Source organism: Aeoliella sp. (genome assembly GCF_965227375.1).
Taxonomy (GTDB): domain Bacteria; phylum Planctomycetota; class Planctomycetia; order Pirellulales; family Lacipirellulaceae; genus Aeoliella.
Genome location: NZ_CBDDFX010000001.1, coordinates 1,653,171 through 1,678,388, shown reverse-complemented (window position 1 = coordinate 1,678,388; position 25,218 = coordinate 1,653,171). Strand labels below are relative to the sequence as shown.

23 protein-coding genes are annotated in these 25,218 nt (G+C 60.4%); 16 read left to right on the top strand and 7 right to left on the bottom strand.

Going from position 1 to position 25,218, the window contains the following annotated elements:
* Window positions 1-265 precede the first annotated feature (265 nt).
* The gene (locus ACQK2L_RS06915) at window positions 266-922 is read left to right on the top strand and encodes a PEP-CTERM sorting domain-containing protein (RefSeq protein WP_425396205.1); all 657 of its coding nucleotides are present in this window, start codon (window positions 266-268) and stop codon (window positions 920-922) included.
* A 143-nt stretch (window positions 923-1,065) separates the two neighbouring features.
* Here the strand turns inward: ACQK2L_RS06915 and ACQK2L_RS06910 are convergent, their stop codons facing one another.
* Window positions 1,066-2,808, bottom strand: a complete 1,743-nt coding sequence (locus ACQK2L_RS06910; RefSeq protein ID WP_425396204.1) for a prenyltransferase/squalene oxidase repeat-containing protein — start codon at window positions 2,806-2,808, stop codon at window positions 1,066-1,068.
* A 298-nt stretch (window positions 2,809-3,106) separates the two neighbouring features.
* Between ACQK2L_RS06910 and ACQK2L_RS06905 the strand changes: the two genes are divergently transcribed.
* Entirely contained in the window at window positions 3,107-4,261 is a 1,155-nt protein-coding gene (locus ACQK2L_RS06905) for a M24 family metallopeptidase (RefSeq protein WP_425396203.1), read from the top strand.
* Window positions 4,262-4,389: 128 nt separating this feature from the next.
* On the opposite strand, the gene ACQK2L_RS06900 is transcribed toward ACQK2L_RS06905, so the two are convergent.
* From ACQK2L_RS06900 to ACQK2L_RS06890, 3 genes are all read right to left on the bottom strand, one after another.
* Entirely contained in the window at window positions 4,390-5,688 is a 1,299-nt protein-coding gene (locus ACQK2L_RS06900) for a cysteine desulfurase (protein ID WP_425396202.1), read from the bottom strand.
* 58 nt (window positions 5,689-5,746) lie between these two features.
* A complete protein-coding gene (gene sufU, locus ACQK2L_RS06895) occupies window positions 5,747-6,130 on the bottom strand; it encodes a Fe-S cluster assembly sulfur transfer protein SufU (protein WP_425396201.1) in 384 nt (127 codons plus the stop codon).
* Between the two features lie 196 nt (window positions 6,131-6,326).
* Window positions 6,327-7,031 carry a hypothetical protein gene (locus ACQK2L_RS06890; RefSeq protein ID WP_425396200.1) on the bottom strand — a complete coding sequence of 235 codons (705 nt, stop codon included), beginning with the start codon at window positions 7,029-7,031 and terminating at the stop codon, window positions 6,327-6,329.
* A 339-nt stretch (window positions 7,032-7,370) separates the two neighbouring features.
* On the opposite strand from ACQK2L_RS06890, the gene ACQK2L_RS06885 reads away from it, so the two are divergent.
* Window positions 7,371-9,614, top strand: coding sequence for an SHD1 domain-containing protein (locus tag ACQK2L_RS06885; protein ID WP_425396199.1), 2,244 nt, complete (start codon window positions 7,371-7,373; stop codon window positions 9,612-9,614).
* Between the two features lie 14 nt (window positions 9,615-9,628).
* Here ACQK2L_RS06885 and ACQK2L_RS06880 read toward each other — a convergent pair whose 3' ends face one another.
* Complete coding sequence (locus ACQK2L_RS06880; RefSeq protein WP_425396198.1) at window positions 9,629-10,777, bottom strand: serine/threonine protein kinase; 1,149 nt, start codon at window positions 10,775-10,777, stop codon at window positions 9,629-9,631.
* Window positions 10,778-10,962: 185 nt separating this feature from the next.
* Here ACQK2L_RS06880 and trhA point away from each other — a divergent pair, with 185 nt between their 5' ends.
* From trhA to ACQK2L_RS06855, 5 genes are all read left to right on the top strand, one after another.
* Window positions 10,963-11,640: a PAQR family membrane homeostasis protein TrhA gene (gene trhA, locus ACQK2L_RS06875; RefSeq protein WP_425396197.1), complete on the top strand. Its 678-nt coding sequence runs from the start codon at window positions 10,963-10,965 to the stop codon at window positions 11,638-11,640.
* 314 nt (window positions 11,641-11,954) lie between these two features.
* Complete coding sequence (locus ACQK2L_RS06870; protein ID WP_425396196.1) at window positions 11,955-12,794, top strand: PEP-CTERM sorting domain-containing protein; 840 nt, start codon at window positions 11,955-11,957, stop codon at window positions 12,792-12,794.
* Window positions 12,795-12,910: 116 nt separating this feature from the next.
* Window positions 12,911-13,669, top strand: coding sequence for a PEP-CTERM sorting domain-containing protein (locus ACQK2L_RS06865; protein ID WP_425396195.1), 759 nt, complete (start codon window positions 12,911-12,913; stop codon window positions 13,667-13,669).
* A 171-nt stretch (window positions 13,670-13,840) separates the two neighbouring features.
* Entirely contained in the window at window positions 13,841-14,572 is a 732-nt protein-coding gene (locus tag ACQK2L_RS06860; RefSeq protein ID WP_425396194.1) for a response regulator transcription factor, read from the top strand.
* 120 nt (window positions 14,573-14,692) lie between these two features.
* A complete protein-coding gene (locus tag ACQK2L_RS06855) occupies window positions 14,693-15,727 on the top strand; it encodes a PEP-CTERM sorting domain-containing protein (protein ID WP_425396193.1) in 1,035 nt (344 codons plus the stop codon).
* 199 nt (window positions 15,728-15,926) lie between these two features.
* On the opposite strand, the gene ACQK2L_RS06850 is transcribed toward ACQK2L_RS06855, so the two are convergent.
* Window positions 15,927-16,418 carry a hypothetical protein gene (locus tag ACQK2L_RS06850; protein ID WP_425396192.1) on the bottom strand — a complete coding sequence of 164 codons (492 nt, stop codon included), beginning with the start codon at window positions 16,416-16,418 and terminating at the stop codon, window positions 15,927-15,929.
* Window positions 16,419-16,531: 113 nt separating this feature from the next.
* Complete coding sequence (locus ACQK2L_RS06845) at window positions 16,532-17,821, bottom strand: ATP-dependent 6-phosphofructokinase (RefSeq protein WP_425396191.1); 1,290 nt, start codon at window positions 17,819-17,821, stop codon at window positions 16,532-16,534.
* A gap of 92 nt (window positions 17,822-17,913) precedes the next feature.
* Between ACQK2L_RS06845 and ACQK2L_RS06840 the strand changes: the two genes are divergently transcribed.
* The 8 genes from ACQK2L_RS06840 (at window position 17,914) to ACQK2L_RS06805 (ending at window position 25,212) form a co-directional block, all read left to right on the top strand.
* The gene (locus ACQK2L_RS06840) at window positions 17,914-18,582 is read left to right on the top strand and encodes a hypothetical protein (RefSeq protein WP_425396190.1); all 669 of its coding nucleotides are present in this window, start codon (window positions 17,914-17,916) and stop codon (window positions 18,580-18,582) included.
* Window positions 18,579-19,247 carry a hypothetical protein gene (locus ACQK2L_RS06835; RefSeq protein WP_425396189.1) on the top strand — a complete coding sequence of 223 codons (669 nt, stop codon included), beginning with the start codon at window positions 18,579-18,581 and terminating at the stop codon, window positions 19,245-19,247. Before ACQK2L_RS06840 ends, ACQK2L_RS06835 begins: the two co-directional genes overlap by 4 nt.
* Window positions 19,244-19,870: a hypothetical protein gene (locus ACQK2L_RS06830; RefSeq protein WP_425396188.1), complete on the top strand. Its 627-nt coding sequence runs from the start codon at window positions 19,244-19,246 to the stop codon at window positions 19,868-19,870. Before ACQK2L_RS06835 ends, ACQK2L_RS06830 begins: the two co-directional genes overlap by 4 nt.
* A gap of 53 nt (window positions 19,871-19,923) precedes the next feature.
* A complete protein-coding gene (locus ACQK2L_RS06825; RefSeq protein WP_425396187.1) occupies window positions 19,924-20,616 on the top strand; it encodes a hypothetical protein in 693 nt (230 codons plus the stop codon).
* Between the two features lie 132 nt (window positions 20,617-20,748).
* The gene (locus ACQK2L_RS06820; RefSeq protein ID WP_425396186.1) at window positions 20,749-21,591 is read left to right on the top strand and encodes a hypothetical protein; all 843 of its coding nucleotides are present in this window, start codon (window positions 20,749-20,751) and stop codon (window positions 21,589-21,591) included.
* Window positions 21,592-21,868: 277 nt separating this feature from the next.
* Window positions 21,869-23,572, top strand: coding sequence for a hypothetical protein (locus ACQK2L_RS06815; protein ID WP_425396185.1), 1,704 nt, complete (start codon window positions 21,869-21,871; stop codon window positions 23,570-23,572).
* Window positions 23,573-23,765: 193 nt separating this feature from the next.
* Window positions 23,766-24,575, top strand: coding sequence for a hypothetical protein (locus tag ACQK2L_RS06810; protein ID WP_425396184.1), 810 nt, complete (start codon window positions 23,766-23,768; stop codon window positions 24,573-24,575).
* A gap of 52 nt (window positions 24,576-24,627) precedes the next feature.
* Entirely contained in the window at window positions 24,628-25,212 is a 585-nt protein-coding gene (locus ACQK2L_RS06805; protein WP_425396183.1) for a hypothetical protein, read from the top strand.
* The last annotated feature ends 6 nt before the right edge of the window (window positions 25,213-25,218 follow it).

The window sequence follows — 25,218 nt, the reverse complement described above, 5'->3', positions numbered from 1 at the left end:
CCGACGCAAAGCAAACTCGCGGAGTCCGAGCGATTGGAGCGGTCCATCTACGACAAGCCCGCGCGCCGCAGAGATCGTGGCTTAGCGAACACTCTAACGATTTATCAAGAAAATCTTCATTTTTTCTTCACATTCTCGGACGCTGTCATTATATTCACGTTCGGCAGTCCGAATTTAGGGGTCCCGCTTTGCAACCTTCGCAGAGCGAGGCTTTCTGGCTGCAGAGCTTTTCCCTTAAACCACCTTTTCGACGGGGGATGGTCTCGTGATTCGACGTTTCAACTCGTACTTTGCAGCGACATCGGTCGTATGGCTCACGCTGGCAATATCCAGCTATGGCCAGACCTACATGATTGACATCAACGATGCGGACGATCCCATTACCGAGACTGGCTGGACCGGGCTCGATGCTGTTCACAGTGGCAGCGGTTCTTCTGTGCTGATCGACGGCATATCTTTCGAGATCTTCAGTGCCGACGGCGCCCGCGTCCGTGGCGGATCGGCATCCCCCACACCCAACGCATTGACGGGCGACTTCGTGTTCGACGATGGTTCCAACCAGGCGGTGGGCATGTTCTTTGGCGGCGCTGGCGATTTGCCTCGCGGCGTGTGGCAGGTTGATGTGTATATCTTCGACGATGGATCGACGATCGAGAACCAGATTGTCGGTTGGCGCAAAGACGGAGCGGAGACGATCATCGGTACTGATTTTCTGCCCGACGCGACCAATCCAGCGGCGACTTTCGAGTTTCTTAGCAATGGAGCCGCAGCCTACGACGTTTTTGTTCGCGAGAACAACGACGCCAATCGTTCCCGGCTCAATGCAGTGGCCTTGACCTATGTCCGTATCCCCGAGCCGTCTTCCGTTGTGCTGCTAGGCGCTCTGGCAGCCCTCGGCGCGATGGCTTTCCGCCACCGTTGATTTTGGGGCAGGACTTCGATCTGGCGAGCCTTTTCGATCAAGCTATGCGCCCAAGATGGCGATCGGTCCAACCGTGACTTCGACCACTCGTGCTATCGCATCCGAGTGACGGACAGAATCCGGCTTGGGGAGCATACAACGCTCTAGTCCAGCTTGATCTTCCGAAACAGCGGGGCGTGGCGGTAGTACACTTCCAGCGTGCAGGTGGCCAGCACGGTCATGTAGAGTCGACCGCCTTCGCGGCCGTGGGGGTCGTTGGGATCCCAGCTGCCTTCGGCGTGGCCGTGTTGTACTTGGGTGGTGACCAGTACGTCGGACATGCGCTGGTTCCAGTGGTCCCACTCGCGTCCGCCCCAGTGGTGCAGCAGTTGCGTGGCGTAGTACCAGTAGTAGATGTCGCCGTTGCGGACGTTGATGGGGTATCGCTCGACCATCTGGCTCACGCCGCGCCGCAGGCCGGGCTCGTCTTGCTTCCAGCCGAGGTACACGCGCGACAGCAGGCCCTCGGCGGTCATGGCAGCCGAAGGGTTGTGGCCGGGCATGTAGGCGTACAGGGCGCCGGTTTGATCGGTCTGCACTTGGTCGAGGAACCGATTGGCCCGCTGCAGTGCCATCGCGTCGACTCGCAACCCGGCGGCTCGGGCCGAGTGCAGCGCCATGAGTTGCCACCCGGTGACGCTCAAGTCGCCGGCCTGGCCCGAGTTGTAACGCCAGCCGCCCGCGGGGTGTTGGGCGGCGATCAGGTAGTTCACCGCCTTTTGGGCCGGCGCGCGAAGCATCTCGTCGCCCGTCAGTGCGTAGGCGTCGGCCAGGGCGATAGTGGCCAACGCATGAGCGTACATGCCGGTGTTCGACGAGCTGTCGTCGGCAAAGCTACCGTTGCGGCGCTGCGCGCCAAGCAAGTACTGCAGGCCGTGGCTCACGGTGTCCTGGTAGATGCCGGTACGGTGCGTTTGCCCCGCGCCGAGCATCGCTTGCAGCACCATGGCGGTGGCCGCCTCGTCGCTCCGCCGGGTGCCGGTGTGATTGCAACCGCCGTTGCACTCGCCAGCGCGGTCGAAGTTGTGCAACGTCCAGCGGCCGTTGTCGTGCTGATGTCGCGCCATCCAGTCGAGCGCGCGGGCCACGGCCGCTTCGGTGAGGTTGGTGCCACCTTCGGCCTCCAGCACCTGGCGGCGGATCCGCGGGTCGCGGGCGGAGAGCATGCGTCGATAGCGATCGTCGGAGTCGAGGTTCGACACCACGCGATCCATCGGCGGGAGATTCGGCGCATCGGACGAGTCTTCGATCGCCAGTTGCTCGGCCCATTGCTGGGCTTCGACTTCCTGCTGCTTGTCGGGCGAGTCGACCGGCAGGTCGAAGCCTACGGTCTGGATCGAGTCGTTGATCACGTTGCCCTGGCGTTCGTCTTTGTCGTACATCACCGACAGATCGATGGCCGGATCGTCTTCCTCCACGGCGCCCCAACCCATCAACGCCAGCAGGATCAACAGCAGCAGGTGCGTGATCATGCTCATCAGCACCGCCAGCAGTTGGTGCAGGCTGCGAAGAATCTGCTTAGCGCGCGAGCGTTGAAACGGCGGCGCGGTGATGTCGAGCGGTCCGAAATCGATGGTCTCTTGCAGAGCCACGTCGCGCGCGGCATCGGCTTGCGGCGCGGCGCCGTTGGTGTCGGCCGGCTTGGGTTTCTTCTTCCGCCGCGCTGGCGCCAGCTTTGCCTGCTCCAGGTACTCCAAGTCGATCGACTGCCCGCACCGCAAGCAATCGGCGGAGCGCAACCACAACCGCACCGACATCGGCATGCCACAATCGGGGCACGCGCAAGCATCGACGCCTGGATCGAGCGTCGGCACGTTCGCGGCGGAGGATTCGAGGAGCGTCGCCATTTAATGAGTGTCTGTGGGACGTTATTACCGCCGCGAGTCACCAGCACGATGATGGCTCGACCGCGTGGGCAGTACCTTGAGTATACCGAGCCCGACAGCGCGGTACAAAATGAAAGCACCCCTGGCGCACGCTCCCCAAGCCGTTCGGTGGTGGCATTACGCAGTGTGTTACGCCGCGGGCGCTACCCTGGTTCGGTTGGCCAAGGGTTGACTATTGCAGCGAATGGAGCGATTGTCTTTTCATGCTGCCATCGCCAGCCCACAGCCTCCCCGCATTCCTCCCGCCCCGGTCCCTTCCATGCAAGCCACCCTGCTCGCCGGCATCCCCGTTACGAATCAAACGTTGTACCACCAGATTCGCTTTCTGGTGGGCGACCCCGTGGCGTACTTAGGCCACTTGCCACCCGATGGCGAGTCGCTGCTGTTGGTGCGCGACATCGAACTCGATCGCGCGCGAAAGTTCGCCCGCGCCGACCAGGTTGGCTGCCCGCAAGATTCTGCCCCCGATGGTGGACTCTCCGGCGATCGCGAAGTGGCCACCGCGCAAGCAGTGGTCGAAGTGCTGCGGCAACGGGGCGTAACGCAGGTGACGACCGATCGCACCTTGCCATTCCTCTATGCGGCACAACTTCAGCAGGCCGGCATTCAGCTCTCGCTCGACGACGAACTTGGTGTTCGCGCGCGACGTGTGAAGACGGCCGAAGAGATCAAAGCGCTCGAGCAAGCTCAGCAGATCACCGGCCAGGCAATGACCATGGCGTGTAAGTGGATCGCCACAGCCGAGGTGAACGACGACGGCCAACTGCGGCAGGACGGCGAGTTACTGACCAGCGAGCGCGTGCGGCGGCGGATCACACAGTTTTGCATCGACAACGGATTCTCGAACGTGAACGACTCGATCGTGGCCAGCGTGCCGCACGTGGCCGATTGTCACCATCATGGCACCGGGCCGCTGAAGACAGGCCAGCCGGTGGTGGTCGACATCTTCCCCCGCGACGACTCGAGTCGCTACTACGGCGACTGCACCCGCACCGTGGTGCACGGCACGCCGACCGACGAGTTGGTGCACATGCACCGCGCGGTCGTGGCTGCCAAGAACGCCGCCTGCGATGCACTGCGGCCCGGCATCACCGGCGACGCGGTGCATCAAGTGACCGTGTCGACGCTCAAAGAGCATGGCTACGAGTACATCCCCGGTAACGCAGAGCACGACCCGACGGTACCTGCCATGCGACACGGCACTGGCCATGGCATCGGCCTCGACGTGCACGAACCGATCTTGCTATCGGTCGACGGCGAAGAAATCCTGGCCGGCGAAGTCTTCACCGTCGAACCCGGTTTGTACTCGTCGACCTTGGGTGGTGTGCGTGTGGAAGACATGGCGCACGTTACTGCCGATGGCGCGGAGATCTTGAGTCCGCTGTACGAAGGGCTCGATTGGGCAGACAAGTAGGTCGGTCGTCCCGATAGACACCAAGTGCAATCTGGCAAGCCGGGAGCGTCAGCGACCGGAGTGATGACCAAGACCGCTCGCAAGTTACTCCGGTCGCTGACGCTTCCGGCTCGCCTTTGGGGATCGCACTAAGACTCGTCTGGCTTGCGACGCCGTTTGCGTCCGGAGGGTTTGAACATCGACACCACGTTCGTGATCGCATCGATCAGCGTGTCGACTTCGCCCGGTGTGTTGTAGAGGTAGAAACTTGCACGCGTGCTGGCGGTGATGCCCAACAGGTCGTGCAACGGCTGGGTGCAGTGGTGACCCGCGCGGACGGCGATGCCTTGGCGGTCGACCAGTTGGGCGATGTCGTGCGCGTGAGGTTGGTCGAGCACGAAACTCACCAGCCCAGCGCGATGTTCCGGCGCGGGGCCGAGGATGGCAAGGCCATCGATCTCACTCAGTCGCGCGTAGGCGTACTCCACCAAAGCGTGCTCGTGCGCGGCGATGCGGTCCAGGCCGATTGCGGTGAGATAGTCGACCGCCGCACCGAGGCCAATCGCTTGCGCGATGGGCGGCGTGCCAGCTTCGAACTTCGCTGGCAGGCCGGCCGAAGTGAAACTGTCGAGCGCCACGTTGCCAATCATGCTGCCGCCGCCCATGAACGGGGGCATCGCGTCGAGCAACGCCTCTCGGCCATAGAGCACGCCAACGCCACTCGGCCCACACATTTTGTGACCGCTGAGCGCCAGGAAGTCGACGTCGAGCGCCTGCACATCGATCGCCAGGTGCGGAGCGCTCTGGGCAGCGTCGATCAAGATCACTGCACCGGCGTCGTGCACACGGCGGGCGAGTTCGGCGATTGGGTTTACCGTGCCGAGCGTGTTGGAGACCTGCGTGACTGCGACGATCTTGGTGCGCTCGGTAAGCACTTCGTCCAAGCGGTCGAGATCGAGCCGACCATCGTCGGTAAGCGGGATGTGCTTGACCTGCGCGCCGGTGCGCTCGGCCAGTTGGAACCACGGCACCAGGTTCGAGTGGTGCTCCATCGGGTTGAGCAGGATCTCGTCGCCCGCGGAGATGTTCGCCTCGCCCCAGCTGCGCGCGACCGCGTTGATCGAAGCGGTCGTGCCACCGGTGAAAATGCACTCGTGATCGTACTTCGCCCCGAGAAACTTCTGCACCTTGCCGCGCGCCAGCTCGTAGGCATCGCTCGCCCGCTCGCTCAGCACGTGAATGCCGCGGTGCACGTTGGCGTAGTCCCGCTCGTACACTTGGGCGACTGCGTCGATCACCTGCTGTGGCCGCTGGCTGCTGGCCGCCGAGTCGAGAAACACCAGCGGCCGATCCCCATGTACGGTCTGCTGAAGGATGGGAAAGTCGTCGCGCAGCGATTCCGGCAGCAGAGAGGTGGTGTCGATGTCTGATCGCAGAACGGAATTCATTCCGTTACCTTGGTGTTGGAGAGCAAGCTGGATGTTTCTTAACGGAATGAATTCCGTTCTACTTCACCGGCGAGTGCACCGCTTGCAGCATGGTCTTCCATCCCAGCAGGCAGCATTTTTGGCGGTTGGGGGTGAGCTTCGCGCCGAACAGGTTCAGCATGTCCTCGGCGCTGTACTTCATCGCTTCCTCGACCGTCTTGCCATACATCTCTTCGAGCAGCATCGAGGCCGACGCCTGGCTGATCACGCAACCGTCGCCCTGGAAGTAGCAATCGACGATTTTGCCGTCGTCGTCCAGCTCGAGCTCGATGCGCACCACGTCGCCACACAACGGATTCTTTTCCTCGTGGGCGTGGGTCGCTCCGTCGAGGTGGCCGCGGTGAAACGGGTCTTCGTAGTGGTCCAAGATGTGTTCCTGGTAAATCTCGTCTTCGCTGGGCATGGTTACCTAAAGGGACGTGGCTACCTGATGGACAATCGCATCGGCGGGTGGGTTCGGCGGGCGGTGGAGTGTCGAAACGTTGCACAGGGCCCCCCAGCCGACGAGCTACGCCTCGTCGGATCCCCTCCATGCACGCTCCTCGCTCTAGTAACAGTCTAGGTACAGCCCCGCGGTGGGACAACGCCCATTGCGGCGATCACTCGCTGGGGATGTCCATCTTGCTGGACAGTAGGGCGTCGACGGCGTCGACGTCCTCAGGGCGGACCACAAGCTTAATTGGAAACGTGCACTTCGACGGCACCACGATGTTGAGCCGGCCGGACTCGCGGTCTATCCATTCGTACCGACGCAGGTTTTTCCAAGGAATCTTTGGGTAGCCGGGGAAGTGCATGGCCGTATCGGTCCAGCGAATCGAATACCGGCTCCGCACCTCGGGCCACAGAAACAAGCGGCTCAGCAGCGATCCGACGAACATCAGTCCGATGGACTCCGCCCAGTAATCTTTATAGTACGCCAGCATCAGAGAGTTGATCGGCGGGTGCGCAAGGCTATGCGCCTGTTCCGCCGAGCCCCCTATCAAGATCGCACCCAACACCAGAGTCAATGACAAGACTCTCCACACGCTCCAGTGCTTCGGGGCGAATCGCAGATAGGGGCGGCAGCCCTCACTACCCAACTCATCTTCAATCTCATTTTGCCGCCACGTGAAGTAGAAAGTGTGCAAGCTAGCGCCAAGCAACAAGCCTATCAGGTTGAAACCACCTAGCACCCACATGTTCTGGGTGACCGATCCCAGCGAGTGCCGCACGAACTGCGTCCACGAGATAAAGTAGACCATCACCACCGCCAAGATGGTCGTAGCAACCAGCAGCGTACTTACCTTAAAGCGTGGCAACTTCATCGGGGCCATCTGCGATAGTATTCTTGAGCCAATTTCGTGTCGAGATACTCGTCGACCGCATCACGGCGGTGGCAATCAGTAGTGTCTTCAGTCGGAAGCGAGGTCGATTCATCGTTTCGGAGCGCCCAGGGCGGATCGTCGAGCACTGGCGGAAACCATGGAGAACTGGAGCGGGCGACTGTGGAATCCTAGGACAGGGTTTACCCGAGGATTGCCAATCTGGATGCCGGTAGCCTGATAGTTTAACGCCGGACGTGTGAATATGCTGGAAAGAGCACCGGAGATCGCGTAACCTAGAGGTTCCAACCGGCGAACTCATCCTTATTCAGGGGCCTTGCGATGCGTGGTACTTTTGGTCGCTTTTCGACACTGGTTCTGGCTGTGGGACTGTGGATGGTCTCGGGGGCCACCTCGGTTCAGGCCGAGACGTACAATATCGGAGACCGCGTGGAAGTTAAACGCGGTTATGACTGGCTGCCGGGCACGGTGGTAGGTGGCAGCGGCACGAGGATCAGTGTGCGGCTGGACGACGAAGAAGGGAAGTTCGACACGATGTCGCCCGAAATGCGCGAAAAGCGATTGACGCGCAACTACTTTGTCTCCAGTCTTCGCCACGCCAAGGGATCCGCCCCACCCCCTCCGAGCACCCCGGCGACGAGCGGCCGGACGATTGGAGTTCCGCCCAGTGCCCCCAGCGCTTCTCCCTTCGGTGGCATGTCCACCGCCACGTCGCGAACCTGGTCCGATCAGTCAGGGCGATTCAGCATCGACGCCACTTATCGCGGCATGAACGGTGACAAAGTGGTGCTCGAAAAGAGCGACCGTTCGCGAATCGAGGTCCCGCTCGACAAGCTCTCTGCGGCCGACCAGGACTATGTGAACTCGCAAGGTGGCGACGCCGACAACCCGTTCGCGGTGGCTTCCACTCCGCCAGCGATGGGGTCGGCGGGTCCGACCGTCCTGAAAGCAGACAAGTCGAGCGCACAAACGCTTACGCCGCAAACGTTCGACAGTTGGACGTTCGCGCCCCAGTCGAGCGTGAGCACAGGTTCGACGACCGTGCGACCTCGAACCATAACGCTCAGCTCGCTTCCCGATTCGAACCCGTTCTTCGAGGACTTCCAAGGACTTTATCTTTCGTCCTCGGGGGAGCGAGCCGTGCTGGTGCGCGAGCAAGGGGTCGTCGCGCAAGACAAGTTGAGTTACCTGGAACTTTTCGATCTGGTCGCAGGCAAGGCGGCCGGGTTGGCGCCGATGCCGAAGAAGACCAAGGTTTTGGCGGTGGATCCCGACCAGGGGCTGATCGCCTATCGCGAGGACGAGTTCCATGGCGGCAACACCGAGTTAACCGTCGCCGAGTTGCGAGGTTCGCAGATTGTTCCCATGGCCGTCTGGGAACCCTATCTCGACGAGGATTTCGAACCGGCTAAAGACACCGAAGCGGCTTGGTTCCTGCCGGAAAGGCGGATCATGACGTTGAACAATTTTGGCAAGGCCGTGACCATCTGGAGCCCAGCGACCGCCAGGGCGAGTACGGTGCTGCCGGTGTCGCACGGGTTCGGCGAAGACGACATGGCGTTCAGCCCCGACCGTCGTTATACCGCGCTGAAAATGAGGAAGGGGATCGCCATTGTCGACCTGGTTTCGGGGGAGCACGTGGCGACCATCGATTTCGACGACAACCACGGCAGGGTGAGCAAGCTCGCGTTTAACGCCGACAACACGAAACTGGCGGGGGTAGGTCATGACGAAATATACGTATGGAATCTGACAACTGGCGAACTCGAGAGGGCGTTCGAGCATGACACCGTGTTCCCCATGGACGGTGTCGAGTGGGCGGGAGACTTTGTATTCCATCGAAACAAGTACCTCTACGATGTGCATCGCCGCGTCCTGCTGTGGGAGTTTACCGGAACCTCGATGCACGGCGATGTTAGCGCGATCAGCAACGGCGTGTTGTGCATGGTGAACTCCGGGCGTGGACACGACGCCTCGCAGCTCCGCTGCACGTCCTTTCCCACGGCCGAGATGATCAAGACCGCCGATGGCCTCGGTTCGCCCGAATCGCTGATCGTCACCAAGGCAGGCGATCCGGTGGCGATCGAACTCGACATCGACGAGCGGATTATCTCGGCCGACCAGGTGCGCACCGCCATTGTCGCCAACCTGGAAGCGGCCGGGTACGTGGTTGCCGACGAAGCGGACACGGTAGTCAAAGCCGTCTGCAAGCAACTGCCGTCTCAGACCATCAAAATCGGAAACCGACGCTCTCGAATTAACGTGCGGCCCGAAGACGTTGTCGAGCGCACCATCGTTCCCAGCCCCTCGTCGCTCGTCCTGTCCTACAAGGGCCAAGCGGTGTGGCGACGGAGCAATATGGGACAGCCCGGCATGACCATCTGGCTGCGGGACGGAGAGTCGCTGGATCAGGCACTCACTCGGCTGACGACGCCCAACACGAAGCTGCTGACGGATTCCGAGTTTCCCAAAGAGATCATCCGCCCCGGAACTGCAACCAGCAATGGGGCCTATGGCGTAACCAATCTGTCCGGCGGCGCTGGCGGCGGTGGTCGCTTCGAATGACCTCCGAAGGTTGCTCAACCTCGCAACAGCGCCACCGCGCAGCCGGCAACGATTCCCGCTACCACTAGCCACAGCACCCAAGTGCGCGGCTCGTTGCGGTACACCTCCATTTGGGGCACCGCTGGCAGGTGTTCGATTAGCTCGTCGGCCTCTTGTTCGCCAAGTTCGTCGGTCAGGTGCTGCTTTAAGTAGCCCTGCACGGCTCGGGCGCTGAACGGCCGGTTCTGAGGCTCCTTCTCGAGCAGTTGCATCACCATCCGCGAAAGCCACTCCGGGCAGTCGACACCCTGCTTGCGCAGGTCGGCCGGCTGGTGGTGCAGGTGCTGGTCCCACACCTGGGCGAAGTTCGCACCGATGAACGGCGGCTTGCCGGTCAGCATCTCGTACATCACGCAACCCAGCGAGTAGAGATCGGCCTTGTAGTCCATCTGCGCGTCGGCCTGGATCTGCTCGGGGGCCATGTAGGCGTAGGTGCCAACCGTGACGCCGTGGTCGGTAATCTCAGCCGAGTGCGTGTCGCGAGCGATGCCGAAGTCGCCCAGCACCAGGTTGCCCTTGGCGTCGAAGAACAGGTTGCTCGGCTTCAAGTCGCGGTGGACGATGCCATGGTTGTGCGCGTGTTGCAGTGCCGAGGCAATCTGAATCGTGTAAGCGGCCGTGAGCTTCCAGGAAAGCGGCCCGCCCGATTGCAACCGGTCCTTCAGCGAACCATGGTCAAGCAGTTGCATGGCATAGAAGTGCTGCCCGTCCATGATGCCGCCACCGTAGTGCCGCACGATGTGCGGATGGTTCAGCCGCTCCATGATCGTGATTTCGCGCTCGAACCGCTCCACGATGTTCTCATCGCCCGAAACGTTCGGGTGAAGCAGCTTCACGGCCACGGGCTCTTCGATGTCGGGACTGGTAGCGCGGTACACCACACCGACGGTGCCCATGCCAAGCTGCTCGCCGAGCTTAAATGTCGCCTTTGTGGGCAGGAATTTGAGCTTACGAACAGTCATTCGGGCGCGGGCGGGACGAGAGAAGAGCGGCTGGCTATGCGGAAACCAGCAAACTAAGATAAAGTTTCGCTGAATCTCTGCCCCGTTGCAAGCAACCTTTCGCTTGATCTTGTAGCCGCAGTAGCGGTTGCCCGCTGGTAAGTTGTTGCGGTCGTAACGCATACGTAAAAGCCCTAGTGGCCAAAACGCTTGCCAAACTGCCCACCGGGGTTTCCTCAATCACGACGCCAGCGATAGCATTTAACCAGTAGGAGCCACCCGGAGAACCCGAACATCCGGTCCCCTCCAAAGGCACCTGTGTGGTAAAATTCACAACCCCCGCCAGTTCCCCTCCCCACGATCCCGCCATGACCTTTCTGCTGAAACAAACTCGCCACCGCGAGTACACCGGCTTCGAAGAAGTCGCCAACACGATCACCCATGGCCTGGGCGCATTGTTCGCGTTGGTCGGCATGATCCTGCTGGGCATGTGGGCCTGGCAAGGTGGCAACACCTGGCAACTGGTGGGCACCACGGTGTTCGGCCTCACGATGGTGGTGCTGTACGCCGCTTCGACCATCTACCACGCGGTACCTGAAGCGCTGGAGCGCACCAAGAGCCGCTGGCAGCGGTACGATCAATCGGCCATCTTTCTGTTGATCGCCGGCAGCTACACGCCGTTCATCCTGTCGAACATGCGCACTACGATTGGCTGGACCTTGTTGGCCTTCGTGTGGACCATCGCTCTGGTGGGCATCTTTGGCGAGCTGACCGAGCGCACCAACTCCACCAAGATCCGCGTCGGCATCTACCTGCTGATGGGCTGGTCGTGCCTGATGGCCATCGGCCCGATCCTGCAGGTCATGCCCATGAGCGGCATGGCGCTCATCGCCTTGGGCGGAGCCGCCTACTCGCTGGGCGTGGTATTCTTCCTGTGGCGACAACTCCGCTACCACCACGCCGTGTGGCACCTGTTCGTCCTCGCCGGCACCGGGTTTCACTACATGGCCGTAGTGCTGTACGCGTTGCCGGAAGCCGTGGCGTAAGCTGACCCTGCCCAAGCAAACTCTCACGGGTCGCGTGGCGATCCGGCTATTGAGCTCCGATCGTTCTGAACCAACTACGATCGGTGATTTGCATCGCTGCTGCTGTCCGTTCCATCCGTCATCTGGGAGCGATTTCACGTCGTCGCCCTGAGGGACGCTGAGCTCGCAAAGGCCCCTGTTTCGTTCTATGAAACTGGCGGGGCCGAGACTTTTCTGTTTGTCAGGATTTACTCCTGATTCGGTGAGCTGATTCTCCGGTTGGTGACGCCTCCAGGGGTAAATACACACACCCTCACCCTTCCCGGAGATGAACGATGAAGACTTTGTTGACGCGGATGATTGCTGTTCTTTCGATGGTCGCGATCGCAAACTGCGCCCATGCGGGCATGGCCTACGACTCGGCCGCGGAGCCAGCCTACGCCGACGGATGGGACAATGGGGACAACGGTGGATCTGGATTCGGGCCATGGTCGCTCGCTTTCGATGGAGACGCCACGGCGCTGAACCCGATTTTCGGCTCGGATCCCCATTTCATCGATGGCGTCGGGGTGGGGCCCCTGGGGGCGGCGCTGCTGGACGACCCCTCGTTCGGCCTGACGACGGATGGCTCGTTGTCCGCATCGGCAGAAGCCGCGCGCTCGTTCAGCACACCGCTGCAGGTGGGGGATACCTTTAGTGTGGAGATCGACGGATCTGCACTGGAAGGACAGGCTCGCATCGGCAACATCTTTGAACTCCTCGGCGCCGATGGCGTTCCGCGATACACGCTCCGGACCAGCCTCGGCTCGACCAACGACCACTGGATCCTCAACGGATCGGATAGCGCGATCGAAGCGAGCGACGCGTTCCGCGTCTCGGTGACACTCACTGGGCCCGACTCCTACTCCGGCAGCGTTAGCTCGCTCACCACGGCGACCGGTACGTTCTCGCTCAACTCCCCTCTCAGCGGCACGGTCGGCGAACCCATCGTCGGGCTCCGCATCGCGACATCCGGCACAGGGAGTTCTGCCAACGGTGCGAGGGAGTTGTTCTTTGACAAATTGAGCGTCAGCTCTCGCGTTCCGGAGCCGAGCACGTGGTTGCTCGGAGCAGCTGGCATGGCGCTGTTTGGTTGTTATCGCCGCGTGCGATTCAGCCGTGCGAACTCCGCATAGTCGCCCGCCGACTTGCCGGCGTGCTGAGTGATTCCGGGTTCGACCGTGCTATTCGACTCCGGGCTGATTTTGTAACGTTTTCTGCATATTCGCTTCTTTCTGAAGGAGGAGTCCCCATGGATAGCAACAGCAGCAGTCGGAGTATTGGCGCGGTATTCGGTTTCCTATTGCTAGCCGTGTTGGCCGCTGAATCGACGGCCGAGGTCGTCGTCACCGATTCCACAAGGTTGCTCTACACGACCGACCTGGGAAACCATGTGTACAATGCCCAGGGGGTCTTCAGCGACTCCATAACCGATGGTCACGGAACCGCATTTCAGGACTCGGTAATCGACGGTAATGCGTTTGCCGGCTTGCTTGGCGTGGATATCGACACGGACGATCCAGTGGAGGACAAGCAGATTGTCAGCCAGATGCTCGTGGACTTCACCGTAACCACGCCGCAGCTAGTGACTCTGACGGTGCCGACGCTTTCCAGTGACATCAGCAATCCGGCGCCGACAGTATTCACCAATGGCGCGCTGCTGGCACTGGGCGATGGGCTGTTGGACTCGAGCAACTATAGCGTCTTCCTGTTCGACAACGGAGGCGACTACGGCCAGCTCAACCCGCCGCTGGATGCGTTCGATTCCGACTCGGCTCTTAGTGGTTTGTCCGATTCGTTCGTGCTGGGACCTGGGGAATACGCCCTTGGCGTGCAGCAGGTCGTCACGGCCAGTCAACAATCACCAGGAGTAGGCAGCGCAATCACCGAATTCGAGATCACGTTCTCGGCCGTCCCCGAGCCAGCAACCGCGGCGTTGCTGTCGATTGGCGGCGTACTTGGGCTACTCCTTGTCAGGCGGCAAACGACGGGAACTAGGTTGCGTGACTGAAGGTCGCGGCTCTAGCTACCGTTGCCAAACGGTGGACTGCGCTGCAACTCGCATTGGGCTAAATGCCTTGGGCTGCAGGAGGCAATGCCAAGGCGGTTTTCATTCCTGCCGAACCGTAGGTAATATGGTGGCTACATCCGCCCTGCAGCCTGTCACTTGCTTGGACCACCTATGCCCCCCTTGGAAGAGTTGTCGCAGTCGTTTTCGCTAGTCGAAAGCGTGGATGATCTGCTCGGCGTGTTCCTCGAATTCCTAAAACCCTACGGTTTCTTCGGCTGCACGTTAGGGTATGCACCGATTCGTCGTGGTCAGATCGACAGCACCGGCGCGGCGATGTGTACAACACTCGACGAAGCGCTGCTGCAAGAGTACCAAGCCGCCGAGATGGCGACGTTCGACTTGCTATTCGAGCTAATGGCGACGCGAACGCTTCCTTACACCAAGTCGTCCATTGAATCGCTGTTCGATGTCACCCCGCAGCAGCAGTCGGTCATCGAGTATGCAGACCGGAATGGAATCGGCGATGCCTTGTTGATCCCGCTGTCGACGCGGGACTATTGCCGTGGCGCCACGCTGTTCACGGAGGAGCCTCCCGACGCGTTCGCCCAACGCGTCGCCAACGACACGCCCGTGCTCCGCCATGCTGCAGCGCTGGCGATGCAGCGCGCCGAGCAACTCGGCTACGGCCAGCAAACTGGTGCTGCCCCGGTGCTCACCGACCGCGAGACCGAGTGCCTACAGCTTGCGGCGCAGGGAAAGACCATCGACGAGAGCGCCGCCAACCTCGGCATCAGCGAACGGACGGTCCGTTTCCACCTGGCGAACGCCAGCGAGAAACTAGGCACGCCCCGTCGCGCTCAGGCGATCACTCGGGCGATCCAGCAGGGGCTGATCCGCACCTGAACCCAGCGGTCCTGTCAGAATTGACAGCTGGTATTCATCGGCAGGGGAAATAGAGTTGGTGGTTCTGGCTACTCGGTAAGTAAGCGGAACTTCTTGACTAACCACCTCTGGACTCGCCCGATGATCTATCAGCGCACTCTCTGTTTTCTCGCTAGTCTAACTCTGATCGCTGGCCTGACGTCGCCGGCCCATGCAGGTGGCGAGGAGCCGCCGGTCGATGTCTTCAAGTACTTTGAAACCTTTGACTTCTCGGGGCCGGACCTTGGAGACTTCCCACAAGGGATCAGCTCCATCGGCCGCAGCACAGGCGGCGAGTTTGCGGAACAGAGCGTTGATTCCAATGGAAAGTCCACCTTCACTCTCGGCGGCGATTCTGTCCCGGTCGATAACTTCTTGGACGCCGCGGCTGGTGTCTCCTCGAACAACAGTCGACTCCTGGATGAATTCACAGAGGCCGTGAAGTCCAACGCGATCTTTGCCAACCGAATCTTGATTGCTCTGGGTGCATCCGAGTTCACCACTCCGGCAATCGAAGAGATCTTTACGACCGGTGTCGATGCTCAAACCTACTCGGTAGGCAACAGCGACCCCTACCTGGCACGGCGTATCGAGGTCACGAATCCATTCGACGAAACCACCACCTTTCGTTTCGAGGCCGCGCTCGAGACCGTGCCGCTCGACCCACTTACCGCGACCGCCGAAGGGAGGTTCTCAGCCGAAGTCTTTGATACCGGTGGCGACATCGGCGCGGAGCTCGTATTCAATCTGGGCCACACCATTCGTCAAGCCGACTCGTTAGAGGATCTCGCACTGCAGCTGGACCATTCGGGCACGATTAACGAAGGTGAGATTTCGACGCTCGACGTCGACCCCATCACAGGCTTTGCGGTAGCGCTGGAAGACTTCGATCGGATTCTCTCCTCCGTCTTCTTGACCCTTTCGCCGGGGGATACCGCCGTGGTGACCACGATCGGCAACTTTGGCGATGAAACGTTCCCCCTCGCGTCGCTGACGAACATCGAAGCCGACCTGGCGACTTCCGTAGCGGTCGGCAATCTGTCAATCGTTCCTGAACCCGCTTCAGTGCTGCTGCTGTGCCTAGGGAGCTTTGGGCTGTTAATCCGTCGCCGCACAACAACTTCGCTCGATCGCTGAGTACAACACATCTGAGCAGATGGAGGGGCCTGCTCCTGGGGTGCAGGGGGTTCGCGTTGCAGCTTAGCCTCGCCGTAAACGACGGGGCTAAGCTGCGTGGACCATCGTGCAGCGCTGTAGACTCCGTGCGCTGCGACACAAACAGGCTTTCGGATGTGTCTCGCGTGCTACAAAACGCAACGGCTGAATGCTGTGCAAGTCACCGAGGGCAAAGCCCGTCGCCGAGGAAGGCAGAGTCGACGCCAAGATGGGCAACAATGTCTTCACTGCGGATAAAGTACTCGTGTGTGCGGTCGTACACGAAGTAGGTCGTTTTATCCTCAATTGTTTCGACGCGAATATCCAAGTCAGGGACCCAAGCCACCGTCGACAGGTGTATTTCCGATGTTCCCGAACAAGTTAGCACCATCTTATTGTCACCCGTTCGATAGAAGTGCAGTCGTAGCCGGCGGTGTGTTACGCAGTATTCCCATAGGCGAACTGCGAATCCATTGAACCCAGCGATGGCGGTTGCTAGTTCCTGAAGGCCACCGATGGTCGTCAAACTCTGTGTATAGCCTAAAGCCTGGGATCTGGCCTTCGATGGCTGCTTGGCTCCACAGAATCCACAGAACGGATAGTACTTAAACTCCGTTGAATTGCACTTAACGCATCGATAGATGCCGTCGTCCCACGGAGTGTCTAGCGGCATCGAGTTGCCCCTTGTGTAGCCCAGCTTTGCGACGGGGCTAAGTTACGTGACGAATGAGCACAACTCTATAGCCTCCGCGCCCTCTGTGCCCTCCGTGGTTAGCTCCTTGCAGCTCACCACTTCTGTTGCCCCGTGATCGCCAGCACGGTGCTCCATAGTTCTTGCTCGGGGTCGATGCGTTTGATCTGCCCGGTGCTGATCGCCAGCGGCACGTGCACGGTGTGGTTTTGCCAGAGGCCGATGAACAGGTCGGTCTTGCCGGCCATCGCGGCGTTTACTGCCTGGCGGGCGAGTTGCTCGCATAGTAGGCTATCGCCGGCGCCGGCTGGTACGCTGCGGATGTTGTAGCTGGGGTCGAAGTACTTGACGCTCACCGGCAGGTTGCGGCCGGCGAAGTGCGCGCCGATCTGGCCTTTGAGGAACAAGCCGATGTCGCCCAGTTTGCGATTGCCCGACTTGTCGAACTCCGCGCCGTGTCGTTCGAGCAAGTGCTGCCCTGCGCCTTCGGCTACCACGATCACCGCATGGTCGCGGTCCTCCAGGCGTCGCTCGAGTTTCGCAAGCAAGCCGCTATCGCCTTCCAGTTCGAACGGCACCTCGGGAATCAGCGTGAAGTTCACCTCGCCGCTGGCGATCGTGGCGGCCGCGGCGATGAAACCCGCCTCGCGGCCCATCAGCTTTACCAGCCCGACGCCGTTCGGAACGCTCTTGGCCTCGATGTGGGCGCAGTCGATCACTTTCTCGGCTTCGGCCACGGCGGTCAGGTAACCAAACGTGCGGTAGCAGTACTTGATGTCGTTGTCGATGGTCTTGGGAATGCCCACCACGGCGAGTTCCAGACTGCGTCGCTTCACTTCCTGAGCGATGGCGTGCGCCCCTTTTTGGGTTCCGTCGCCGCCGATGCAGAACAGCATGTTAACGCCCTGCTGTTGCAGGAAGTCGACCATCACTTGCGGATCTTGCGGCCCGCGCGACGTGCCGAGGATCGTGCCCCCTTGATGATGAATGGGTTCGACCATCGCGGAGGTCAACTCGATGGGCGGCAGCCCTTTCTCCGGGTTGAGTCCCTGGTAGCCGTAGCGGATGCCGAGCACTGTGGGCACGCCGTAGCTGCTATGAAGTTGGTAGTACAGGTTCCGCACCACGTTGTTCAGCCCCGGGCAGAGCCCGCCGCACGTGACGATGGCAGCCTTGCTCGCTTTGGCGTCGAAGAACACCCGCTCCCGCGCACCAGCCTTCTCGAACCCTAGTTCGACAACGTCGTCGCCCTCCAGGTAGTCGATCTCATGCAGTACCCGAGCCTTGTCGGGCATGAAGCGGGTATGCACTCCGTCGTCGAGCAGGGGCGAGTCGAACCGCGGCTCGCCGAGCGTGGGGATCGAGAGATCGGATTGTGTTAGCATGGTGGGGTCTCGCAATACACGCGGTGGTCTACATCGAACAGGATACCAGTGTTTCGGCGATGTGGGGAGCGTGGCAAGGGAGAGAGCAACGTATGAATACTGGATGGACAAGTCGACTACCAAGCGTGTCGCTCCGCGAACTGTTCGGCGTCATTGCCTTCCTGGCCGTGGCCTGCGCGGCGATGGTCCATCCCACCGAGCTTTGGGTGACCGTTCTTGCGACGTTCGTCATGATCGTTGGTGCAATTGCCATCATCCTCGCGGCCATCCTGCGCGGGCGAACGCAAGCGTTTGCGATCGGCTTTACGGCCGTACTGGCTTGCTACCTGCTCGGCGTGCAGAACACACGACCTCCTTATATCGTTAGCACTCTTGGCACTACCAGGTTTGTCGACTCCCAGGGCCGGCTCCCCACGTCGATCCTACTCGCAAATCTGTGGTGGCGTATGCGTACTCCGTACTACTTCGATGGCGAAAATCGACCGATCGAACCGTACGACGGAACCCTGGAAGAAGTGGAATCAAGGAGAGCTGGTCGATTCACTGCAGGTTCAGCAATCAAGCCACCAAGCTCCTTTGGTCAACCCGGCGGTCCGACGGTGTACAACGTTAGTCTATTTCCCATCCTGCAGACGGTCTTGAATGTAGGCCATTTGCTGTTCGCCTTGGCGTTCGGTTATCTCGGCGGTAAATTCGCAGTGTGGGTCTACTTGCGTCGAGTGTCGCGTGATGGCAACTCCATCGAGGCCACACAATCATGACCAAGTCTCCAATCAAGTGGTGGCGTTTGTCTCTCCGCGAGTTGCTCGGCATCTTCGCTTTCGTGGCCGTGTCGTTCGCATCGCTGCTCAACGCTTCGCAAGGTTGGGCGATGGCGGTCTTTGGCTTGACCATTGTGCTGGCGGTGGTGCTGGCGATCGTCGCAGCCACCGAGCGAGGAGCTCGCCAGGCCGCAGCCATCGGGGCGGTAATCACCATGGTGGTGTACGCCGTGCTGTGGACACAGCAGCCAGCGACAACCATGGATAACGAACCGGATATCGATTTCGCGACGGGCAAGGCCGTTGGCATCAAGACTGTCCTTCAGCAAGCTGGCTACCTACCGACATCTCACGTATTGAATACGATGTGGAAAAAAGCAAGCGGCACCTACCTGGTTGAGATGGAGACGGGACGCGTAGTCGAAAAACTATCATCCAACTATCCGCGATTCGAAGGCGGGGGCATAGCTAATAGTCAGATTCCTCCCAACTGGAATGGTGGCACACTCATCTCTAAGGGGCTGCCCGCTCCCGAACACTTTCTAGCAATAGGCCACTGCTTGTGGGCAATCCTATTCGCCTACCTCGGCGGCAAATTCGCGGTGTGGGTTTACTTGCGTAGAATGTCGCGTGAAGGCAACTCCATTGAGATCGCGCAATCATGACCGAGTCTCCAAACAAGTGGTGGCGTATATCGCTCCGCGAGCTCTTGATCGGGGTCGCGCTGTTGGCCATCGCGTGCACGCTGCTCAAGTTCGCCTCCCCGCTGTTGGCCGGAATTGTTACATCTATTTCGGCGCTCGTCGCTGCTGTGATGGTTGTCTTTGCAGTGCTCGACCGTGGCCGATGGCAGGCGTTTGCTATTGGGTTCATTACATGGTGTTCAATCTACGGGCTACTAAGTTCGCAAACGAGTTCTCAGCTTCCCACCCATTCCATAACCAATTGGGCACACAGGCAAGTCGCCGTGCTTCATGACTACGATTTCCAAGCAGGAGAAATTCTGGGACCATATGTCGGACAACTCGGTGAGGAGGCAACATCGGAATCGGACGCAGCAGCAAACGTACAACAGGCCTTCCCGTCAGGTCTCTCCACAGAAGCAGATTCGGTGGTTTTAATGAGCTCTAAGGTACCTGTTCCACGTTACGACGAATTCGCAATCGTGTTCGAGGCATTGTGGATGCTTTTCTTTGCCTACCTCGGCGGTAAATTCGCGGTGTGGGTTTACTTGCGACGCATGGCACGCGAAAGTGAAAGTACACTCGCACGTTCCGGCGACGCGTAAGTCACCGGCTAGGGCAGCTCGATTGCTCTCACGTTCCGCATTCCGCATTTGCTTTGAACTACTTCGCTCACGCTCATCGTTGGATCGATCGCGACGACTGCGATCCCTACTGGCTCGCCGGCCTGGCGGTGCCGGACTGGCTTGGTGTGGCCGCGCGGCGGACCAAGTGTCGCACCAAGCACGTCGAGCCTGCGTTCGACGACAGCGACCCCCGCGTGGCCGCGCTCGCTCGTGGCGTTGCGCAGCATCACGACGACGATCGTTGGTTTCACGAAACGCGAGCGTTTGTCGAGCTCAACATGCAGTTCAGTCGCACGATTGTCGAACACTGCAGCGAGCGAACCGACCTCCGCGCTAGCTTTCTTGCTCATGTATTGGTGGAGTTGTTGTTGGACGACGTGTTGGTGCAGCAAAACGCAGAGCGCCTCGCAGGTTACTACCAGCGAATGGCCGAAGCCGACGCGGTGTGGGTGGCCGAGCGGATTGAATCATTCAGTGGCAACTCGGTGGGGCGGCTGGCGGAGTTCATTGATAAGTTTGTCGAACTCGAATTCGTGGCCGACTACGCCGAGGACCGTTTGCTGTTATTCCGCTTGGGCCAAGTGATGACTCGCGTGCGTCTGCCCGGCTTGCCCGACAGCTTTGCCGAACTGCTACCATCGTTCCGCCAGCAAGTGGCCGCAAGGTCGGACGAGTTGATGCTAGCACCCGCAGCCGCGCGAACCTTTTGGCCACCAGGCGCGTAATCTTAATTGCAGCAGAAGTGGTGAGCCGGAAGCGTCGGCGCCTGGAGTGGTGAGCAACGCTTCCGGCCTTTATTGCTTTCTTGTTGTGCATGCGACTGGAATGGAAACACGAGGTGTAACGGAGGACGGAACATGTTACCGAATGCTGGCGCGCGATTACGGCGTGCGCTGCTACCTCTTCTTTGGGTGACGGCCGGCGCCGTGGTGGCTGGTGAACCCCCGGCGGTGCAATTCGATCTGCCCAAACTATTGGTAGCCCATCAAGTGGTCGAGGCCGCGCAGCCTAGCACTGCGCGACTCGTGGAAGTCACCTTCCCTGTCTCCGCCCGCGTCTTGAAAGGTAGCGCGGCCGGAGTGGATGAAATCACCATCGAGATCGACGGCGCCAGGTCGGGCCTGGTGGTGCACGACTTTGCACCGCAAACCACGCTCGGCAGCGAGCACGCTGGCGATATCCAGGTCACCACCACGCAAGAAAAATCCAAGACGTTCGATGCCACGCTCGGCGGCCAGTCGCCCATTCCCATTGGCGAAGTCGTCGCGCAAGTCACGCCCAGCATCTCCGGCGGCATGAAGGACCGCACGGCCGAGACCAAAACCACCAGCCGCCTGCCACCCAAACGCCCGGTGGTGGTCAGCGGCACCATCAACGACAGTCACGGCGCGTTCTTCCAACTGCGTCCGTCGTCGCAAACAACACTCGAGGGGCAGCACACCATGTCGGTGGTGTTTCGAGTGCCCGACGATTGGACCGCCGGCCAGTTGGAAGTCCGCTGCTGGGCTCGCGGAGAGCGGCAGATCCTGTGGTTCGACCAACCCCAAGTCTGGGGCAGCACCCGCCGCACTGTGGCCGTGGAACTGGCCGCCCCCGTGCTGCTGGAAACACAACCGCCGACCATCGCCGCCAAACGCCACGTCGTAGCCAAGCAACCCACCTCCGAAACCGGCGACGCCTGGGTGCCGGTCAAGGAGTGAAACTTGGTGTTCCCTCTCTCCCGCGTGAGTGAGGAAGCAACAGGACCCTAGCCCGCGACGGAAGTCGCGGGTTTGCGTCGACCCACGACTTCCGTCATGGGCTGACCACACGGCAGTGTCCTCTTCGTAGGCGGCATATTCCTCCAACTTCCTCGCTTGTCCACAGCGAATCCTGTCTCCGCCCGCGCCATCCGACTTGCCTTCCACCCGGCGATTCGCGATATTGACAGACGTACACTTCGTGTGAGTTTGTTGCGCCAGCGTACGGAGACCCGCCATGGCCAGTTCATCGTCCGAAACTTCCAACCAGCCGCTGCTATTTCGCATCTCTAAGAGTGCGCTCGATGGCGAGCTGCCGCGCGAATTGCCGCTCAAGCTGGTGGTCCGCGACCGGGAAGTGATCGAGGCGTTGCTCGAGCAGGAGGAACTCGGCACCCGCGATACGTTCGCCCTCGACGCCTTGCGTATCGGCGTCATGGCCTTGCGGCACGCCAATACGCGGCTCGACGCCGATCTCTTGCGGCGCGAAACCTCGCAGCTCCTCGGCACGCTGTCGCAAACGCTCGACACGTACACCAAGCACACCGGCGAGAACCTCAATCGCACGCTCAAAGAGTACTTCGACCCCAGCGACGGCCGCTTCAACGAACGAGTGGGACGCCTGGTCTCGCAGGATGGCGAGCTAGCCAAGCTGATGCGCGACCAGATCGACGGCGAGAACTCCAGCCTCGCCCGCACGCTGCTCACGCACGTCGGCAGCGAAAGCCCGCTGATGAAGATGCTCGACCCCGCGCAGTCCGAAGGCCTGCTGGCCGCGCTGCGACAAGCGGTCGAAGGGCAGCTCACCGCGCAGAGCGAAAAGGTGCTTAAGGAGTTCTCGCTCGACAATCGCGAAGGCGCGCTCGCGCGGCTCGTGGCCGAGCTGAACACCAAGCACGGCGATCTGACCAACGACCTCAAGGAGAAGATCGACGAGGTGGTCAAGGAGTTCTCGCTCGACGACGACGCCTCGGCGCTCAGCCGTTTGGTGCAGAACGTCGATCGCGCACAGAAGACCATCACCAGCGAGTTTTCGCTCGACAACCACACCTCGGCCCTCTCACGGCTCAAGGAGATGCTCGAAGCCACGCAGGGAGCGATCCACAAGAACCTGACGCTCGACGAAGATGGTTCGCCGCTGGCGCGACTGAAGAAGGAACTGCTCGACCTGCTCGGCGAGGCCGATAAGAAGAACCTCGAGTTCCAACAGCAGGTGAAAGTCGCCCTGGCCGAAATCACCACCGCCCGCAAGGAGGCCGAGCGTTCCACGCGGCACGGCGAGGTGTTCGAAGACGCGGTGTACGAGTTCATCGCCCGCCAGGCCCAGCATGCCGGCGACATCGTCACGCCCACCGGCACCACGACCGGCTTGATCAAGAACTGCAAGAAGGGCGACTGCGTGGTGGAGCTTGGACCGAGCTGCGTGGCGGCGGGCGAGCGGGTAGTGGTCGAAGCCAAACAGCAAAGCGGGTACACACTCACCTCGGCCCGCGCGGAACTGGAACTCGCCCGCAAGAACCGCGACGCAGGCATCGGCCTGTTCGTATTCTCGCGCCGCCTGGCGCCGGCCGGCGTCGAAACCTTCCAGCACTTCGGCAGCGACATCGTTTGCGTTTGGGATCCCGAAGACCCTTCGACCGACATCTGGCTCAAAGCCGCGTTGGTCACCGCCCGCGCCATCTCCGTCCGCCAGGCAGGTAGTACCGAGTCGCAGAAGGTCGACTTCGAGTCGATCGACCGCGCGGTGCTGGAAATCGAAAAACGCGCTGCCAACCTCGACACCATCCGCACCTCGGCCAAGACCATCATCTCCAGCGGCGAACGCATCATCAAACGCGTCGACACCGACGAAGCCTCGTTCGAAAAACAAATCACCCTGCTCCGCGAAAAGCTAACCGACGTCCGCACGGCACTGGGCTGCAAGCCGGAAATGCCCGAGTAGTGCAATCCCAGGGACGTATTTTCGCCGTGCATAAGTGGTTGCGCGTTGCAGATAGGACAAACTCCCTGAAAAAAGCCTTTATAGAGCCGGAGATATCGACTATCCTCAAGGTTACTGGGGGTTGGGGATCTCAATCGCATTTCAGCGAGTTCCGGGAACATACATCTAAAGACGCTGGTCGTGGAGTAAACTAATGACGAAGCTACGCTTGTTGATCGCCTTGTTCTGCCTGCCGTTGCTGACTGCGACAACTCAGGCATCCATTCTGGACGATTTCAACTCAGGCGTGATCGTCACCGACTTCTTGTTCGACGATGTCGCGAACACGCAAATCCAGGCCGCCTTCAACTCAGCCGATACCGCGCTGTTCGACGCGGATGCCGACAACGACGATGTCGTCACCAACGGCGCGGGACAATTGGATGCTTCCGGCAAGGCTAACACTGATTTCGGCACAAACTATGTGGATGTGGACCCGCTCAACGCCGGACGTGTCATCGGGCTGTACGACGTATCGTGGGACTTCGACGAGAGCGTCTACGATCCTGCTCAAGACGAAGAGTTCCGCATGACGTTTATTACGTTCGACCCCCGGTCGACTTTCGTAACCGCCGAGATTTTCTTCACTCGCACTTCGGCCACCGAAGTCACCCTGCACGGCAACGGCGTGGGCACCGGATCTTCGGATACCCCCGACGTGGTGCTGGGAAGTAGCGGCAGTCTGCTGACCATGCTCGATGCAAATCTTAGTGACGATACTTTTGAACTCTGGTACTCTGCCGACAACGGCGTCAGCTTCGTCTCTGGCGGCATCGGAAACCTCGACCCCGCGCGCGGCGTCGAGTCCATTCGCCTGGTTCTCAACGAAGACTTCTCCGACGACGCTCTGTTGATCGAACGCTTTGCTGCGTCTTGGGTCATTCCCGAGCCTTCCACCGCCCTGGTCTTGGTGATCGGTCTTGTGGCACTGGGATCCGTGCAACGCCTGCACCGCACCTGCTGATCGCGCCGGGGGCTGCGAAGTGGGAGGGGAGATGGTCACACCGCCCAGTATCATGCGTCTCATCGACCACCTCGATTTCAGCCCGTCCTCCACTTCCTACCACCGCGATCTGGTCACTGCGGCGTTCAAGGAACAACTCGAGTACTTCTTGCAGCAGAATCTGCTTCCCCAACTGGATTCGCCCTTGCGCGAGTTCGAAGGATCGCTGATACCAACGTTCGATAGCGATTCGAATTGCGGACCCAACAGCCTGGTTCGCGACATCTTTACCCTTGAGTGCACGCTGGTCTGCGACGACGGAGTCTCGGAGTTTAAGTCCGACATTGTGTATGATCCTGCGGGGGAATCGTTCTCTCCAAGACCCGGGCACCGTCGAAGCTTCTACGTCTGGACACCTACCCGGAATAGTGCTCGCGAGGAAGACCTCTCGGCGATTCAGTGCGTTGTGGACGACATCATGCGCGGCGAGCGAAGGGCGTTCGAGTGTCCAATGTGCGGCGGCAAGATCGTCGCGGTCAACAACCCTCACCAATTCGATGCACGTTGTGCGAGCCAAGGCTGCTTCGAATACAATTTTCACAAAGACGATCGCGGGCGACTGGCTCACGGTCACTTTTTCACCAATCACCCGGCGTAGCAGCAG

What these genes read in the sequence shown, in the direction of transcription:
- trhA (WP_425396197.1), top strand. Translation starts at nt 10,963, where the DNA reads ATGACCTTTCTGCTGAAACAAACTCGCCACCGCGAGTACACCGGCTTC.
- ACQK2L_RS06810 (WP_425396184.1), top strand. Translation starts at nt 23,766, where the DNA reads ATGACGAAGCTACGCTTGTTGATCGCCTTGTTCTGCCTGCCGTTGCTG.
- ACQK2L_RS06855 (WP_425396193.1), top strand. Translation starts at nt 14,693, where the DNA reads ATGATCTATCAGCGCACTCTCTGTTTTCTCGCTAGTCTAACTCTGATC.
- ACQK2L_RS06880 (WP_425396198.1), bottom strand. Translation starts at nt 10,777, where the DNA reads ATGCGTTACGACCGCAACAACTTACCAGCGGGCAACCGCTACTGCGGC.
- ACQK2L_RS06865 (WP_425396195.1), top strand. Translation starts at nt 12,911, where the DNA reads ATGGATAGCAACAGCAGCAGTCGGAGTATTGGCGCGGTATTCGGTTTC.
- ACQK2L_RS06805 (WP_425396183.1), top strand. Translation starts at nt 24,628, where the DNA reads ATGCGTCTCATCGACCACCTCGATTTCAGCCCGTCCTCCACTTCCTAC.
- ACQK2L_RS06820 (WP_425396186.1), top strand. Translation starts at nt 20,749, where the DNA reads ATGTTACCGAATGCTGGCGCGCGATTACGGCGTGCGCTGCTACCTCTT.
- ACQK2L_RS06870 (WP_425396196.1), top strand. Translation starts at nt 11,955, where the DNA reads ATGAAGACTTTGTTGACGCGGATGATTGCTGTTCTTTCGATGGTCGCG.
- ACQK2L_RS06815 (WP_425396185.1), top strand. Translation starts at nt 21,869, where the DNA reads ATGGCCAGTTCATCGTCCGAAACTTCCAACCAGCCGCTGCTATTTCGC.
- ACQK2L_RS06885 (WP_425396199.1), top strand. Translation starts at nt 7,371, where the DNA reads ATGCGTGGTACTTTTGGTCGCTTTTCGACACTGGTTCTGGCTGTGGGA.
- ACQK2L_RS06910 (WP_425396204.1), bottom strand. Translation starts at nt 2,808, where the DNA reads ATGGCGACGCTCCTCGAATCCTCCGCCGCGAACGTGCCGACGCTCGAT.
- ACQK2L_RS06905 (WP_425396203.1), top strand. Translation starts at nt 3,107, where the DNA reads ATGCAAGCCACCCTGCTCGCCGGCATCCCCGTTACGAATCAAACGTTG.
- ACQK2L_RS06900 (WP_425396202.1), bottom strand. Translation starts at nt 5,688, where the DNA reads ATGAATTCCGTTCTGCGATCAGACATCGACACCACCTCTCTGCTGCCG.
- ACQK2L_RS06835 (WP_425396189.1), top strand. Translation starts at nt 18,579, where the DNA reads ATGACCAAGTCTCCAATCAAGTGGTGGCGTTTGTCTCTCCGCGAGTTG.
- ACQK2L_RS06890 (WP_425396200.1), bottom strand. Translation starts at nt 7,031, where the DNA reads ATGAAGTTGCCACGCTTTAAGGTAAGTACGCTGCTGGTTGCTACGACC.
- ACQK2L_RS06830 (WP_425396188.1), top strand. Translation starts at nt 19,244, where the DNA reads ATGACCGAGTCTCCAAACAAGTGGTGGCGTATATCGCTCCGCGAGCTC.
- sufU (WP_425396201.1), bottom strand. Translation starts at nt 6,130, where the DNA reads ATGCCCAGCGAAGACGAGATTTACCAGGAACACATCTTGGACCACTAC.
- ACQK2L_RS06860 (WP_425396194.1), top strand. Translation starts at nt 13,841, where the DNA reads ATGCCCCCCTTGGAAGAGTTGTCGCAGTCGTTTTCGCTAGTCGAAAGC.
- ACQK2L_RS06845 (WP_425396191.1), bottom strand. Translation starts at nt 17,821, where the DNA reads ATGCTAACACAATCCGATCTCTCGATCCCCACGCTCGGCGAGCCGCGG.
- ACQK2L_RS06840 (WP_425396190.1), top strand. Translation starts at nt 17,914, where the DNA reads ATGAATACTGGATGGACAAGTCGACTACCAAGCGTGTCGCTCCGCGAA.
- ACQK2L_RS06850 (WP_425396192.1), bottom strand. Translation starts at nt 16,418, where the DNA reads ATGCCGCTAGACACTCCGTGGGACGACGGCATCTATCGATGCGTTAAG.